Source organism: Streptomyces sp. NPDC090442, assembly GCF_044769405.1.
Classification (GTDB): Bacteria; Actinomycetota; Actinomycetes; order Streptomycetales; family Streptomycetaceae; genus Streptomyces.
Genome location: NZ_JBIVXW010000066.1, coordinates 1 through 14,409, shown reverse-complemented (window position 1 = coordinate 14,409; position 14,409 = coordinate 1). Strand labels below are relative to the sequence as shown.

The following is a 14,409-nucleotide window of genomic DNA, read 5'->3' as shown; positions in this document are numbered from 1 at the left end:
GGATGGATCTCACTTCATGGAAGACACGAGAGCTCGCTGACGCAAAGAAGCTCAATACCCGCATTAGGGATGTCTACAGTGAACTATCCAATCCTCTGCGCATGTCGGCAATGGGCCTGAATAAGATCAGTAAGATTCCGGACTCGGACACCTATCTACCGCTCAGATGGGATGAGGTTCAGGCGCACGGGAGTTGGAAGAGCGATGACGCGACGTCCTTTGCGGTGCCCGCGAGTGGCTACTACGCCATTACTGCTGATCTGGTTGCACTGTCACCGAAGGACACTGCCGCCAAGCCGGCTCTTCGCCTGCTGTGCGTGAACATCGGCACGGATCGCGAGTACGAGTGGATTCGCAACGACTGCGCCACCATGGTGCCCAGCACGTACGTCACTTGCTCGCTACGGGGCATCGGCTATGCCGACAAGGGCGACCGCCTCTCGCTACGAGCCGCGGCACCCAAGGGAGTCGGCGCGTGGGAGGTCTCTCCGTCACCTCGCCCATCAACGCAGCTCAACCGGTTCTCGGCCGTCCTCATCGCGCCAGGAGCTACACACCCATAGGAGGCGCACTGCCTGACGATGACGGCATCGTGACCATCACTGCACGCGACATCTATGCCGAGCTGCGGATGCTGTCTGCCGAGGTACAGCGCATCGGTCAGACCATGGACAGCAACGCTAGGCGCCTCGATGACCACGAGTCTCGTATCCGTGGCGTCGAGCGGTGGAAGTACGCCATCTCAGCATCGGTCGTGACTTCGACTGCATCCGCGATCGTTGCCCTCGTGCAGATGACCCACAAATAGACAACGACTCACACAGTTACGGCCCGCTTCGGCGGGCCTTTTTCATGCCCAAAGAAGGAGACACCCCATGTCGGGCGCACGCGAGCTCATACGAATCGCTAAGGCTGAAGTCGGCTACCGCGAAGGCTATTCAAACGGCCACTGGAACAACTGGCAGCGCTACTCTCCGGCCGTGCCCGGGCTGGAGTGGAGCCAGAATCAACCGTGGTGCTCCACATTCGTGTCGTGGGCGGCGATGAAGTCCGGAAACGCCGATCTGTTCCCTCGAACCGCTTCCTGCGCGACGGGCGTTGCGTGGTATCGCCAGCGTGGACGCGTCACGGAGTACCCCGTAATCGGCGGCCCCGTCTATTTCGGATCCGGCGGCGGTAGTCACGTGGGCATCTGCATTGCCTACACGTCGTCGACGATCACCACCGTGGAGGGCAACACCAACTCGTCTGGGAGCGCTGAGGGCGATGGGGTCTATCTCAAGACCCGGCCGCGGAAGAGCTCGTACGTCTACGGGTACGGCATCCCGGACTACCCGGAGGGTGTTGTCCTTGCCGATCCGGCATGGCGCGGCCGGCGAGGTGTCGTGTACTTCGGCCAGGAAGCGAGCATCGAGGACCTGCCTCAGGGCGCCGGCACTACTTCGCCCCCGAGTGTGGCTGTCACGATCGACGGTAAGGCGTACGGGCCGGGTGCTGAGGGCGACCACGTGGCCGAGCTGGGCCGCATGCTCGTCGCCGCTGGATGCTCTGCCTACACCGAGGGCCCAGGCCCGAAGTGGAGCAACGCAGATCGCGAGTCGATGCGCCGGTACCAGGTCAAGATTGGCGATGCCGGCGCGGACGCTGACGGGATCCCAGGCCCCGAGCAGTTGGCCCGCCTCAAGCGCGAGTACGGCGGTAAGCGGACCTACACCGTGAAGGCTGGCGACAGCCTCTCGGCCATCGCAGCCACCCACGGCACCACCGTGGCGGCGCTCACGAAGGCCAACCCGGCGATCACGGACCCGGATCGCATCTACGCGGGCCAGGTCCTCAACCTGCCGTAGGGGGACGTCGTGGCTCTCGTGAAAAAGGCCGGCCGCCATGCTGGCCGCCGCGACGATCGGGGACTGTGGGCCTTCATCCGCACGCATCCGGCGCGCGTGTACAGCGTCGCCGTGTCCGTCGTGGCGCTCCTGGCCGTGTACCTCCCCAACTTCGTCCAGGAGCGCCAGGACGCGATTCTGGCCGTGCTCGCTGCCCTCCTGTGGGGTGGCGACGCAGTACAGCGGTGTGAGAACGCCAAGACCCGTGATGCTGAGACCGACAGCAAGAGCTGACCCAGGATGCCCCCAGGCACACCACATGGTGCGCCTGGGGGCCTTTCTGCGTATGGGCTAACACCCGCTGGAAAGGGGCTCGTTGGCGGCTATTCGGGTTTTTGTGGGTTGGTCTTGGTCTGCGCGTTCGCGTCTCTGTATGCCTTCATGAGTGCGGCTGACACCCGGCCACGGGTGCCTACGGTCCACCCATTGGCCCGGCCCCACTCGCGCGCCCAGTGGCGTTCCTTGCCCGGAGTCCATCGGTTGGCCTCGCGTATCGCCGCCTCTCGCTCTTGCCGCTCTCGGCGGGCCTTGATCGCAATCTCCAGCTCAGCAAGTCGCTCTTGGCGCCCCAGCCATAAGGCATATGCGCGATACTCAGGCGGGCTCACAGGCACGTTGTCGCCTGGGAATGCCAGTCCTTGTGCCACGGTCCAGGCTCGAACGGTGACAGGGTCGTGTTCGTGGTTCTCATTCATGGTCAAAATCCGTCTTCCATGATGCTCCGTACGGCTGTCAGATAGGCAGCCACGAAAGAGGGCGCGAACCCACTTCAGGTCCGCGCCTTCTAACGAGGCTAACTATCAGTCATCGCTTTCTGGCGGGAGTTGCAGGACTGTCACGGTCTCGCCAGGGTCGAACCCGGCACCATTCGCGCCTGTCTCCCCGCAGTTGAGCCGTATGAATGGGAAGGCGTTGGGAGTACCTTCCATGAGCGTCAGGTGATCAATCGACTTGACCTCATAGGCGTTTCGGTGATCTCTCGCGAATACGACCAGGTCCCCGACCTTGACGGACTCCACAGGAATGAACACCTCTCGGGATCCTGCGGGCCGTTCGTCGCCCCACACCTGGGGCTTGGACAGGTAGTGGTGTCGCTGTATAGCCATCGCTTCCCCTGCTTTCCTACTCTTGCCAGAGCACCACACAGAGGGGCGGACACCGCACTTGGCGTCCACCTCTCTGGCGCGGGCTATCTATCTGCGGCTCCTACTTCAGCCGTAGTAGGGAGTCATGTCGATGCCAGGGTTAGACTGGCGGAACGCTTCCACTATGTCCTCCGAGATCCGTCCCTGGTCTGCTACCTGGTAGTCGTTTTCCTTTGCCCAGAATCGGATCTTCTTAAGGAGGCGGCTGCGCTCCGAGTTACCGCGCTTCGCCTTCGAGGCGGGTGCCTGCGGTCGAATCTGGTCAACCTCCGCATTGGCGACAGCCCGGGCCAGAAGCTCCCGGATCTCGTTCGCCGTGTCGGAATGCGTGTCCATCTTGAAGGAAATGCCATCGATGGTGAACCTGAACGCACCATCAACGTCTGCCTCACTTACTGGCAGGCCCGTCATGTCATCCGTGTAGTCGGTGACTGTGCGAGTTACGCGCGCCATTATTTCTCCCTTGCTGTTTCTCTCCTGCCGACTTATGCCGGCATGGCGCCCGGCCGTGGATTTGCACCACGGCTATCCCACTAGGCGGGCCTTTTTCTCTAATTACTGCTGGTTGCGGTTGTCTTCTTTACCGTCTTGCGGCGACTGGCAGGCTTCTCCGGATCAGGCTCCACGTTTTCGAGGGTGAGCTCAGTGACTGCCTCCTGCTCAGGCGTAGTCGACTCCTCTTCGGTCTTCTTCTCGGGCGACTCAGATACGGGAACGAATTCGATGGCAACACGCAACTTTTGCGCCTTTTCGCTCCAGAACTTGCGACCGTGGAGAGACGTTGCGCGCTCGGCGAGATACTCCCAGGCGTCAATAGCCTTCTCGGCGTCCCGGATTCCGAGTCGCGATTCCTCGGCGGCCTTCTTTTCTGGGTCGACGACGAATTCGTCTTCGTCTTCCCAGTCATCTACGGAGTCAGCATCACTGCTGGAATGACTGCTGTCGACCACCGTCGATTCGCCGCCAGCCCCGACTCGGGAAATCTCCTCGGCGATAGCTGCGGCGCAGTTGACGCAGTCGTCACCAGGCTCGTAGTCCGATACCGGCAGCTCGGTAAGTGCGGCAAACTCCGTCTTCGCGTTGTTCCGGATGAATACGCATCGGTCGTGATCCACGAGTGTTGAGTGGGTCTTTCCCGTAGGCGCCTTGAACAACATTCTTTTTCACCATTCTTTCTTGGGGTCCGCGCACGCCCGATGACGTGCGCTGTCTGTAACGGAGAGGTGGGTTAGGCGTTTTGCAGTGCCATAAGGAACGGGTTCGCCTGCCCGCTTGATCTGGGTGAGCTATCGACAGATGGCGTGCTGGGCCGCGGTGCTGCCTTACCAGCCAGGCGGTACAGCTTCACCGGTCGGCCAGGGCCGTCCTTGATCACCTGATGTGTGATCAGTCCGCGCTCCTGCATGTGCTCCAGGTCGGCCGCGAGGGCGCCGGATGCCTGCTGTAGAACAGAGGCCCGGACCCCTCCGGGGTGCCTGGCCAGCGCGCTCATGACGCGCTCCTCCGGCGTCGATCGAGCCTTCTTCCCCGGCCCGTCCTTTGTGAGGGTGAGTACCGTCCTCACGCTGTGCCGGACAAAAGACACAGCAGCATCCAGATGCGTCCGAGTAATCCGGTCACTGGCCTCTGTCGTGGCCAGCAACGCCGCGACCCTGAGCGTCTGTTCTGCGGTCCGGGCGACGAAGTCCGCCTGATGAGTCGGCAGACTCCGGACAAGTACCCGCTCGGCACGCCTCAGCACCCAACTCAGTTGGTCCGCACCGTGCGTGAGCCGCATGACGTGACGCTCACTCGAAGCCCAGTCGAACGCGTCGACTAGCCCTTGCGTATCTACTGTGGGAAGACTTCGCTTCCTCAGCAGCGGCACATCATCTAGGGCAATAGGAAGGATCCGGTTGAAGGATCCTCCTGCCGCATCCGCGAAAGACACGTACTTTCTCCAGTCGGAAGGCGTGATGTGCGTGTGGAAGACCACTCGCGCATTACGCACTTCCTGTGGCGCGTCATTCTCAGACTTCTTCTTCGTCGTGTTCCGCAGAACAGCACAGTCCCAGCAATGCCTAATTTTAGAAGTGAAAGATGTGTCACGGGAACTCCTTTCAAGGATCTCCCGCCACTCCTCTTCCACGACCAGGACGCGAGTGTCCGCTACCCCGTATGCCTCTTCGGTCTTAACCATCTGCCTGTACACGTGGTCCACCAAAGCGGCACCAGACGTCAGGCCCGAGGTCTCCCGAAGCTCCACATCACGACCGATTGAATCGGCCATGATGTGACGAGCTCCGTCTAGCGAAACACCCTTACCTGTGCCCGTATCGGCAACGATGGCCGTTGACACAAGGGGACTCCGCCGGCGGCCAGCATCCATGAACACCCTGTCACCGATGGCCATTGACCACATGGACAGACATGCCGCATAGATGCCGACGGGATCCGATTCAACGTACGGAGATACTTGCTCCACCGCACGACCGATAGGACCATAGAGTTCTACATCCCGACTGCCGTTCATGATTCCTCTCCGTCGATCACGGCGACTGAGTCGAATGCCTCCATGAAGAAGCCCCACAGGGCTTTTCCATGTTTTTGGCAGAGTCCGACTTCAGCCACACTGCCGAAGGTCATGGAAAGCAGACCCACGGCAGTAGAAGCAGTGCCCTCCATTGCGCAGGGCCCGCATTCCGTCATGACCGTTCTCCTTTTCTCTCCTGCTGCCTGTTTTCAGGCAGCATTGCGCCCCGGCCGGCATTTGCAACCGGCCTGATCCACCTAGGGGGGCTGTCGCGCTTAACTTTCGCGTTCTACCGTTAGGGTGTGCGCTGCGTGCTGTCCGCGATACCAGAAGTTCACGTAATCCTCGTGATCACGGCAGATGCGAATTGTCCGCATCCTCGACTTCTCGCATACCATTGCCGTACAGACACACCAGCGAACCACGGTCGGAGCCTCACTACGGCAACGCTCCCGACCGCTCTCACTTACGACTATTCCGCACTTCAAATACATGGCAGCGTTCTTCACAGCTCAGTACCTGCCGTCATATTCGGACTCTTCAAGGCCGCCGAGGACTGCGAGGCCGAGTTCACCCACAAACCTAGAGGTATTGTCCTTCTCGGTGGCGGCACCCGTGATCACGAGAAAGTCCGTGCAGATCTTGTTCCAAGAGTCCCCTTCCCGGCGCGAATTGAACGTCTTCCCAGGGATCGTGGACACAGCAAGTTCAGCCACAGACATTGCGTCTTCACGTGAAGCCTTCCCTGACTTAACCCACTTATCCACGACGCCCTGTGCGCGCTGCGCCGCTATGTCCGTGTTGAACACGACGGCACCCCCACACTTGGCGCAAGTGATATCCGTGAGTCGAGAGTCAGGTATGGGCTTAGCCTCAATCACTGACTCTCCACATACCGTGCGGTGACCTGAAAACGTTGCATGCTTTTCTCCGGGAGTGGCTTCACTCCAGCATGTCTGCACGCCTTCCGCCCTCACAGGCTTAACGTCACTCATTCGTTCTCCATCCTCCCTCATGCTGCCTGTTTTAGGCAGCACAGCACCCCTCCCCGGATTTGCACCGAGATTGACCCAAGCTAGGGGGGTTACCTACTTATCTATCGATCGAGCATTAGGTAATTAAGTCGGCCGCCGACACAGTCACGCTGATCTCGCGGCCACGGACCGTGCCGCAAATCCCATCGGGATGGCAGTCCGCATCCATCATTGCCACCTTCGCGGTACACGGGCCGCTGCAAAGAAGCACGTGATCACGCGGCCAAGTCGTGTGCTCTTCGCACATATGCCAAACCATCGGCGGAGGAGGGTTTTCCATCCTCAGCTCGGTTTCAACGTGGTGTGTAGCCCACTCATCGTGCAACGGAGCACTTACGGGGCTGTCTCGGTCATACGCTTCGCACCTCACGACAGTGCCTCGCGCCCATAGGCCGCGTACCGCATGACCCGGTCTGCTATCTGTGGCGTCAATTGCTCGACAGCCTCAGAAGCCGTGGCTCGGTCGTTATTGAGCAGTCGCCCTACAACCTCCGCGCCTTCACTCTCAGGCGGCATCAGATGGTCCGCGGTACGCAGCATCGTGCGCACCTGGCCCGCGTCGAGCTTGACGACGCGCATTCCTCGGGCCGGCCTGGCAGGCCAGACGTTGGCCTCCCACGCCACCGGGGCAACGTGATGGATCAGATGGATGCACCAGGTCCGCGAGCGGACAGCGATCAGAAGCACGGCCAGGAGCTCATCGTCCGTCAGGCGCATGTCTGCACCGTGACGGGCGCGTCGATACATCGAATCGGTGCCCCAGGTGGCGAAGTGAAGCCCGTCATCCTGCCCAAAGAGCAGGTGATCGTTACACCTCGCCAGCCGATAGAGGACGTGCGCCGGCGGTACCTCAGAGTGGATCGGTTGAGTACATGCACTGCATGACCTCGCCACCCTTCCACTGAAAACCTGGGTAGCCTGAACTGCGCCGTCCGGGTTCCATTCAAGCTGGACAAAGCCAGCCCCCTGAACGTACCCGTAGGCTATGTTTCGATATTCCATTCTTCCCCATTCCCTCTACACAGCCGTTTTTGGCTGTAGCGCCTCAGACGGGAATCGAACCCGCACATGATCCAGTTCAATGACGAAAATTGATCTGAGGCTGAATCGCACTAGCTGCGTAATGCAGCGTCACCATTCCTGACTGTCATGCCATTGGACCGTCCGCGAGAAGGGCATGTCGTCCAACTTCCGCTTGCGGGATCTTCCGGCCATGTAGGTGGACTCTTGCGCCACACGGTGCTGAACTGCGCGTATCGCGTCGATCCTTTTGCGATAGATGAACGCCCGACTAACAGCGGAATCGTGTCGTCCAGGCCAGTAGGCTGAGACCTTGAACCCCGGCCCACTGTCATTCGACAACCGGAATATGGTCCACCCGTACTGCACATCACCGAAGTGGTACAGCATGGAGCTCACGCACTTGTTGACGTGATCAACGCGCCGCTTATCCATATTCGTGACAGGCCGGAGAGGCCCGTGCTGCAACCTCTTGATGACCTCACGACGGGACAACTGTGCCCCGTAGCGATTCCTCAAGACATTGCGATGGACTCGCATCACATTCACACCTATCTCCCCTCTTCTCTGCTCTGGCAGCCAAATGGCCGCCATGGCTCCCCATGCCGGAATCGAACCGGTCAAGCGAGACCTCTCTCGCCACGGGGACACTTGCTAGGAACTCCTCCACTCGGGCAGTTCTTCAGTCATGTACCGACTCTCAAAGAACCGCATACGCTCCACCGAGAGATCGAAGTCCGTAAACAGGCAGGAGGAAACACAGCTTCCATCCCTGCGCATCGAAATCGTCCTCGTCTCACCCGAGTCGAAAACGGCTATAGCACGCCATTCAAGAACAGTGGACAGTCCGAGGACGAAGGTCTTATGGCGAACCACTTTCGCCAAGATGACCTTGTCAGTTTCCCAATCAATCACGAATCACCTCTCGTGCACGCTTAACTAATTGCTCGCAAAAACAGCAGGACTCGACCCTTAGTCACCATGCAGCGCCCGACGGATAATCCACATCCGGCGCCAACATGCCCATTGCTTGATCCGTCATACTCCCCGGGGCAATGTAGGTGCATTGCCGTGCCGGAAGTCGCCATGAGTCCGCCCTGTCATCCAGGCACTGGAAGCGACCATCTTCGCAATCCCAGCAATCCATGAAATCGCCTTTCCCTAGGAGCATAGTTGTGCACGCTTAACTTATTGCGCAAAACAACACTCCTCACCCCTCCGCATTCGGTAGGCCCTACAGGCAGAACAACCTGCAAGGGCAGCGCAAGGGACAGGACTTGCATGTGAGGCAGGCCATTACAGCACACCTCGACCTGCCCCTCACGCTGCGCCGAAGCGCATAGAGAGAAAGAAAGAGATTGGAGAAAGTTCGCAGGGATTGAACGCTCATACCGTCACGACGAAACGCCGTACCCTTGACTTATGCATAGGTAGTCACTCCAGTAGAGGCTAGTCAGAGAACACGCCACACGCGCACCCCATCTGCCTATGCATAGTTTCGCAGGTAAAAGTAACCCTCCCGCGAACATAGCTACACTATTTAGTTCTCAATGTACGCACGCTTCCTTTGGTTCACCCACGATTTGATTGACCTTAGCGAGTCGCCTTTTCTAGCACGTCTCAGGCTCTACACGTGGTCACCCTCCGGGCGCCATCATCATTCAGCTAGGCACACCTCACGGGAGTTTGATTCCCCGAGCCTTTCGGCTCCGGTTTTCGCCCTTCCCGCTTGGCGATGACCTAACTATAACACCACTGTGCACAGTTAAGAAACCCCAAGATGGCGAATCCTGAAAAGCCACAGAAGCGCCCATGGGAAGCGTTCGACGTGAGGTGTGAACTGTTGCCCGCAACTACACTGCAAGGCGGCCAGAACGCCAGCTAGACACCCTCCCGGGGCTCGAATACTCGAAGCCTCATCCGGGCCCATTCGGCACCGAAAGGCGGAACAAGGAAGGGTGCAACAGTGCGGCCCGATCGATTTAATCCAACGAGATAGACGCTTGAGCCCTGAATGATTAGTCAATGCAATTAGGCTTCGGAATAATGACAGCCTGAATGGTTAAATAAGTGGATCATTAGGCGGGGTAATGGTTGCGTATCTCAGTCGGAACCGCCAGCCGAGGCCGTTCCTCCGCCTACGTACGTATCTGGCGATTGCCGGTCACGGATCATTTACTCAATCCTGAGGCGTCTCCCCGACCTTACTGATTCAACGGATGAGTAGGAACCATCAACCTCGCGACGTACCGTTGGGCCGTCCAGCACCTCCGTGAAGCCGTAGCTCTTTCCAGTGAGATTTTCAAATCGGCCTCACGTGTCTGGCTTGTCGCCTAGCATGTGGGCTGTGACCGAAATGGATCTAGAGCTTTGGACCGTGGACTTGATGCGACGCACCGAGTCGGCGCTAGAAGACGTTGCCCACCTGGCCATCGACACTGAGGTGTCTTTCCAGATTGATGATGTCGTCCGGCTGGTCGTAGATCGTCTACCGGCCGATTATCCGTTGCGTAGTGCCGAGCTATGGGACTGCGAACCTGTGATTGCAAATATGGCGCGGGACCTCCTTTCAGGCGAGGCGTACGAAGAGTAAGGAGGCTGCCGCGTACCGGGCATGAGTGGAATGATGACGTCATGGCTTACAAGGACCGGCACGGAGTTGCCATCGATGTGACGGAGTGGACAAGACTGCGGAAGGACACGGCCTACTGCGTTGTCGTCCAGGACGAGGTCAACAACGTCCTAGTGCGGACGGTGTGGGAGGGCATCGAGGACGTGGTTGGGGCGGTGTTCGCGACTGGGGTTTCCTCAGATGCCGGAAGGAGCTGGCGCACGCTGCGGGATGGCGCGCTGACAGAGGACGAGGCCCTGGAGCAGCATCGTGCCGCGGTGGAACTGGTCAGGAAGAGCGAAGTCACGTCCGGGAAAGCCGTGTAGCTAACCGAGCATTTCAAGAACTGCGGGGGCCCTACAAGCGGATGTGAGTCTCCATCATTCCCAGACCTCGGGCCCTCCCCCACGCCATTCGACCAGGCCGGGATCGTTCACGTCGATGTCGTCAGGATGCATACCGGCTCGCCTGATGAACTCTTTGACATCCTCTGGTCGATGGGCAAGCCCCAGGCGGCGGTCCCCACCCGTAACCCATCGCCCGCCTGTGCGCTCAGGAGGATGGACGACGATGGGGGCAGCCATACGAGCAGGATCCGTCTATATGTGGTCGCTCGCATGTCGACGGGTATGAGGAAGGCCCCTCTCATTGAGGGGCCTTCCTCAGCGCTTGAGCGGATCAGTGGGCCTTGTCGTACGCCTCGCGCACATCTGCGGGCACTCGGCCGCGGGCCGAAATCTCGTAGCCGGCCTCCTGGGCCCACGCCCGGATCGCTGCACTGTCCTCACGGCCGCCTGTCGTAGCCGAGGTCTTGCGGGGCTTCCCAGCCTTACCGGTCTTGCGGGTCCGGCGACCTGCCTTCGTGAACGGTGCTACGGCTTCCAACAGTTGGTCGTAGCTGTCGGGAGCCAAATCGATTTCGTACTCCACGCCGTCCAAGGCAAGGACGTGCGTCGTGGCCTCTGAGCTTTCCTCGCCCGTGAGGTCATCCGTATAGATGGTGACGATCTTCTGTGCCATGCTGCAATTCTAGGAGCCATCGTTGGAGGGTTTTCACCTCACGACGGTTCTTTGTACGGACATGGGGAAGTCGATGCAGGTCCAGGGCGAGAGTCCGACCGCTCGGGAGCATAGGCGTCAGGCATATGCTCCCACTGATGTCACCCTACGGGCGGAGCGGAGGGCCATGAAGCAGCGCGAGGAGCGATGCGAAGTCGAGCTACCGGTGCGGGGGTCTGTGTCCGTCTGGGATACGGATCCGCTCACCTACGGCCGCTACCTCCGCGACCTTAGGTGCGCCCGATGTGGGGCAGTTGAGGACCTAGTGCTTCGAACCCGGGACACTTGGGGGCTGCTGATATGCCCCCAAGGGCATGCCTGGCGAGACCCAGCCGCGAAGGCGTTCGGGATCCGACTTCTCTACGCTCGCGTCAGGAAGATTGGTCAGCCGGGGCCGCATCACGACGAGCTTCGGGGACTTGATCGTGATGCTGGCGCATCTCCCAGTTGGGTCGTGCCCCTGCTCTCCGAACCCAGGGACGCCGTCGCGCCTGACGATGACGCGTCCATCTCTGCCGCAAGGCTTCAGTGGACCATAGATGGCGCCCTGGGCGAGCCGGACCAGCCCCCGCTTACACAGGCCATGTACTGGGCGCGAGCCTTGCTTACTTGGGCTTTCCCACGAGACCCGGTGACCTGGGCCATGGTCAAGCGGGAGCAACTAGCCCTTGACGCCCACATGGTGATGGTCGTCCTCGGACTCGCGCTCTACGAGTACGGCTACGCTGCCTCGACGGCCGACCTTCAGACTCTCCCGCTTACCGCTCCGCTTGAGATGCTGGAAGACACCGAGCAACGCAACCTGTTGAGGAGAGTCAGGCCCAGCGGCCTCCAACGCGTGGGAGGCACACTGCGCGTCACGGATCGTGATCGCTTGGCCAACTGCTCGCCGGCCCAGTGGGCCTACTGGTGCGACGTGGCAGCAAGCGTGCTGTCTGCATCCTTGCAGGATGCTCGCATTGACGCGGCCGCGGAGCATGGAGGCCGTGTTGAACTGCCTGATGCGGGAACACGGCTCAGCCGTCGCCGCGACAAGGCGGACATCGCCCCTGAGGATTGGTACACCTGGTACACCGTCCCAGTGGAGTAGTCACGTCTCAGCGCAGCGCCGGCTGGCTCCTGGAGGTACGGAGTCAGACATGGACGGCTCCCGCATTGCGAACCTTGCGGGAGCCGTTTCAGTTCGCTGGCTCAGACGTCAGACTGGCGGGCGAACTCCACCAGGCCGGCCCATGCAGCCTGCGACGTGCCGATAACCGGGCTTTCCGTCAGCTTCGTGTCCCGCACCAGGACCCGGGGCATGTTGGTAGCTACCTCTACGCAGTCGTTCGCGCCGCCGGAGCTGTACGACGACTTGTGCCAGTTCGGGGACTTGCTCACGTTGACCTCTTCAGTGCTTCAGCGATCAATTGGGTGGACGCATCTACCGTCAGCGCGCATGCGGCATACCGATCATAGACCCGCTGATAGCGGATCACTTCCGTCGTTTCCTCGGTGTAGGCACCCGTGCGGAACCCTTCCGTGTAAGCAGCTCTTACCCCGTCGGGCATCGTCAGAACGGACACCAGCCCCATCATGTGCCCAGCGCCGTACGGAAGGATCTGGATAGAGATGTTGGGGCGCTCCTGAGCGTCAAGCAGCCGTTGTAGCTGCGTGGTTGATGCATGGTGCAGCGCCGACTCGTCCAGCACGAACGACAACCAAGGCGGGTGCTCACGCTCCAGCACCCGCTGTCGCTCCATCCGTTGCTCTACGTACAGCTCGATGGCTTTCGGGCTGGTCTCGCCAGTGGCCAGCAGCGCGCGAGCGTAGTCGGGGGTCTGCAACAGACCAGGAACGATGAAGGAAGCCGTATGGATTATCTCGGCTTCTTCTTGGCGTTTCAGGTAGCCCTGCGCGTAGTCCTGAACAGTTCCCTGATGCATGATCCGCACCAAGTGAGTCAGCGTCCCGGGTGGCAGGTCTAACGTCACCTCCAACTTATGGGCTAGACCCATGTCCGGTGGCACTTCGCCCGTCTCAACGTCGGAGATACGCGAGTGTGCGCCAACGAACACCCGTGTCGCTACGTACGACTGAGACCACGTCTCGCCTTTGGCCTTCTCCTGTGGTGTGGCCGCCCGCGCCTTCCGAATCCGCGCTTCCTTGACCAGGGCGCCGATGTACTGCGGTAACCCTTCGCCGGGGTCAACGTCTCGCACTTTTGGCATATGCCGGTTGTCTCCGTCCACTTCAGACAACGAACTACTAGCGACCGTAGCGACGGTGAAGCCATCGTGAAACCCCAAGCCGCCCCCCAAGGCTAGGAGTTGAGCATGGGCAACACCCCCGTGTACGGGCTCACGATCGACGAGTTGTGCAGGCGTTCGGACGATGCGTTCAAAGCCGCTGGGTTCGATGTCGGCTGTACCCGGCCTGCCACCTACGGGGGTGGCGGTGCCGAGAGCCAACTGCTCTCCCTCCCGCTGGTCACCCCGTCCCAACTCGCGCAACTCTGCCGCATCCTGGAAGAGGCGCGACCGTGAGCGACAAGCCGAAGCAGGAAAAGGGCTCCACCAAAGACCTGCGTGCGCGGGCCGCCGAGGAGAACCGCCGTTCCTCGTACGGCTCGGACACCGGCAAGAACACCGGCCGGAAGTGGTAGCCGTCGTGCCCCGCCACTTCCCCGACCGCATTCGCGGCCAGGAACCCCCCGTGCACCTGCCGTGCCCCTACCCTGACCGCGACCTCGACCCCGGTCCCGTCACCGGCTGCAACCAGTGCGCCGACTGGGCCCAGAAACGCAACGAGGCGCGCGACCAGGGCCGCCTGGCCGACGCCGTCCGCGCATCCATGATCATCCGCCAGCACATCAAGTGGGGCAGCCATGACTGAACACCAGCAGCTTGAAAGGCCGTTGGCCAGCTACACCCTGCCTGGCGTCACGTACGTCCCCCGCTCGGCACCGCCCCCGCCGTGTCCCCAGCAGTGCCAACTGTGCGTCGAACGGGGCCGCCAAGACAGCCGCGGGAGGGTGCCGGATGGCTGACACCGGCTGGGTCTACGAGCTAGTGCCGCATCAGGCAACATTCGCCCTGTCGACCACGGCTCGTAGCCGCTGGTCGTTGGCATGCTTGTTTCGCCAGATGATGTAGCGGCGGAT

20 protein-coding genes and 1 pseudogene are annotated in these 14,409 nt (G+C 60.7%); 10 read left to right on the top strand and 11 right to left on the bottom strand.

From position 1 onward, the window contains the following. Positions 1 to 2: 2 nt before the first annotated feature. The 4 genes from ACIQU6_RS34045 (at position 3) to ACIQU6_RS34030 (ending at position 2,120) form a co-directional block, all read left to right on the top strand. Positions 3 to 563, top strand: coding sequence for a hypothetical protein (locus ACIQU6_RS34045; protein WP_403485602.1), 561 nt, complete (start codon positions 3 to 5; stop codon positions 561 to 563). A gap of 29 nt (positions 564 to 592) precedes the next feature. Then, positions 593 to 808 carry a hypothetical protein gene (locus ACIQU6_RS34040; RefSeq protein WP_403485601.1) on the top strand — a complete coding sequence of 72 codons (216 nt, stop codon included), beginning with the start codon at positions 593 to 595 and terminating at the stop codon, positions 806 to 808. Positions 809 to 875: 67 nt separating this feature from the next. Continuing rightward, on the top strand, positions 876 to 1,847 hold the full coding sequence (locus tag ACIQU6_RS34035; protein WP_403485600.1) for a peptidoglycan-binding protein: 972 nt from the start codon (positions 876 to 878) through the stop codon (positions 1,845 to 1,847). A 9-nt stretch (positions 1,848 to 1,856) separates the two neighbouring features. After that, positions 1,857 to 2,120 (top strand): hypothetical protein, encoded by a 264-nt coding sequence (locus tag ACIQU6_RS34030; RefSeq protein ID WP_403485599.1) that lies wholly within the window; start codon positions 1,857 to 1,859, stop codon positions 2,118 to 2,120. A 566-nt stretch (positions 2,121 to 2,686) separates the two neighbouring features. Here the strand turns inward: ACIQU6_RS34030 and ACIQU6_RS34025 are convergent. The 7 genes from ACIQU6_RS34025 to ACIQU6_RS33995 form a co-directional block, all read right to left on the bottom strand. Beyond that, entirely contained in the window at positions 2,687 to 2,992 is a 306-nt protein-coding gene (locus ACIQU6_RS34025) for a hypothetical protein (RefSeq protein WP_403485598.1), read from the bottom strand. 105 nt (positions 2,993 to 3,097) lie between these two features. Then, the gene (locus ACIQU6_RS34020) at positions 3,098 to 3,484 is read right to left on the bottom strand and encodes a histone-like nucleoid-structuring protein Lsr2 (RefSeq protein ID WP_403485597.1); all 387 of its coding nucleotides are present in this window, start codon (positions 3,482 to 3,484) and stop codon (positions 3,098 to 3,100) included. A gap of 98 nt (positions 3,485 to 3,582) precedes the next feature. Then, positions 3,583 to 4,188, bottom strand: coding sequence for a hypothetical protein (locus ACIQU6_RS34015; protein ID WP_403485596.1), 606 nt, complete (start codon positions 4,186 to 4,188; stop codon positions 3,583 to 3,585). A 71-nt stretch (positions 4,189 to 4,259) separates the two neighbouring features. Continuing rightward, positions 4,260 to 5,300 (bottom strand): DUF3987 domain-containing protein, encoded by a 1,041-nt coding sequence (locus ACIQU6_RS34010; protein WP_403485595.1) that lies wholly within the window; start codon positions 5,298 to 5,300, stop codon positions 4,260 to 4,262. 239 nt (positions 5,301 to 5,539) lie between these two features. Next, positions 5,540 to 5,719 carry a hypothetical protein gene (locus ACIQU6_RS34005; RefSeq protein ID WP_403485594.1) on the bottom strand — a complete coding sequence of 60 codons (180 nt, stop codon included), beginning with the start codon at positions 5,717 to 5,719 and terminating at the stop codon, positions 5,540 to 5,542. A 336-nt stretch (positions 5,720 to 6,055) separates the two neighbouring features. Continuing rightward, a complete protein-coding gene (locus tag ACIQU6_RS34000) occupies positions 6,056 to 6,538 on the bottom strand; it encodes a hypothetical protein (RefSeq protein ID WP_403485593.1) in 483 nt (160 codons plus the stop codon). Between the two features lie 405 nt (positions 6,539 to 6,943). Then, complete coding sequence (locus ACIQU6_RS33995) at positions 6,944 to 7,294, bottom strand: hypothetical protein (protein WP_403485592.1); 351 nt, start codon at positions 7,292 to 7,294, stop codon at positions 6,944 to 6,946. A 2,650-nt stretch (positions 7,295 to 9,944) separates the two neighbouring features. Here ACIQU6_RS33995 and ACIQU6_RS33990 point away from each other — a divergent pair. Further along, a complete protein-coding gene (locus tag ACIQU6_RS33990; protein WP_403485591.1) occupies positions 9,945 to 10,190 on the top strand; it encodes a hypothetical protein in 246 nt (81 codons plus the stop codon). Between the two features lie 41 nt (positions 10,191 to 10,231). Beyond that, on the top strand, positions 10,232 to 10,534 hold the full coding sequence (locus ACIQU6_RS33985; protein WP_403485590.1) for a hypothetical protein: 303 nt from the start codon (positions 10,232 to 10,234) through the stop codon (positions 10,532 to 10,534). Positions 10,535 to 10,886: 352 nt separating this feature from the next. Here ACIQU6_RS33985 and ACIQU6_RS33980 read toward each other — a convergent pair whose 3' ends face one another. Continuing rightward, on the bottom strand, positions 10,887 to 11,228 hold the full coding sequence (locus ACIQU6_RS33980; protein WP_403485589.1) for an Lsr2 family protein: 342 nt from the start codon (positions 11,226 to 11,228) through the stop codon (positions 10,887 to 10,889). A gap of 166 nt (positions 11,229 to 11,394) precedes the next feature. Here ACIQU6_RS33980 and ACIQU6_RS33975 point away from each other — a divergent pair, with 166 nt between their 5' ends. Beyond that, positions 11,395 to 12,357 (top strand): hypothetical protein, encoded by a 963-nt coding sequence (locus tag ACIQU6_RS33975; protein ID WP_403485588.1) that lies wholly within the window; start codon positions 11,395 to 11,397, stop codon positions 12,355 to 12,357. A gap of 101 nt (positions 12,358 to 12,458) precedes the next feature. Here the strand turns inward: ACIQU6_RS33975 and ACIQU6_RS33970 are convergent, their stop codons facing one another. After that, positions 12,459 to 12,647 (bottom strand): DUF397 domain-containing protein, encoded by a 189-nt coding sequence (locus ACIQU6_RS33970; protein WP_403485587.1) that lies wholly within the window; start codon positions 12,645 to 12,647, stop codon positions 12,459 to 12,461. Then, the gene (locus ACIQU6_RS33965; RefSeq protein ID WP_403485639.1) at positions 12,644 to 13,498 is read right to left on the bottom strand and encodes a Scr1 family TA system antitoxin-like transcriptional regulator; all 855 of its coding nucleotides are present in this window, start codon (positions 13,496 to 13,498) and stop codon (positions 12,644 to 12,646) included. The genes ACIQU6_RS33970 and ACIQU6_RS33965 overlap by 4 nt, the downstream gene beginning before the upstream one ends. 84 nt (positions 13,499 to 13,582) lie before the next feature. Here ACIQU6_RS33965 and ACIQU6_RS33960 point away from each other — a divergent pair, with 84 nt between their 5' ends. From ACIQU6_RS33960 to ACIQU6_RS33950, 3 genes are read left to right on the top strand one after another with little or no spacing between them, the layout of a single operon-like run. Beyond that, positions 13,583 to 13,792 carry a hypothetical protein gene (locus ACIQU6_RS33960; protein WP_403485586.1) on the top strand — a complete coding sequence of 70 codons (210 nt, stop codon included), beginning with the start codon at positions 13,583 to 13,585 and terminating at the stop codon, positions 13,790 to 13,792. Further along, the gene (locus tag ACIQU6_RS33955) at positions 13,789 to 13,911 is read left to right on the top strand and encodes a hypothetical protein (protein WP_403485585.1); all 123 of its coding nucleotides are present in this window, start codon (positions 13,789 to 13,791) and stop codon (positions 13,909 to 13,911) included. Before ACIQU6_RS33960 ends, ACIQU6_RS33955 begins: the two co-directional genes overlap by 4 nt. A 50-nt stretch (positions 13,912 to 13,961) precedes the next feature. Then, a complete protein-coding gene (locus ACIQU6_RS33950) occupies positions 13,962 to 14,141 on the top strand; it encodes a hypothetical protein (protein WP_403485584.1) in 180 nt (59 codons plus the stop codon). A gap of 184 nt (positions 14,142 to 14,325) precedes the next feature. Here the strand turns inward: ACIQU6_RS33950 and ACIQU6_RS33945 are convergent. Continuing rightward, positions 14,326 to 14,409: pseudogene (locus ACIQU6_RS33945) on the bottom strand (transposase); the annotation flags it as partial.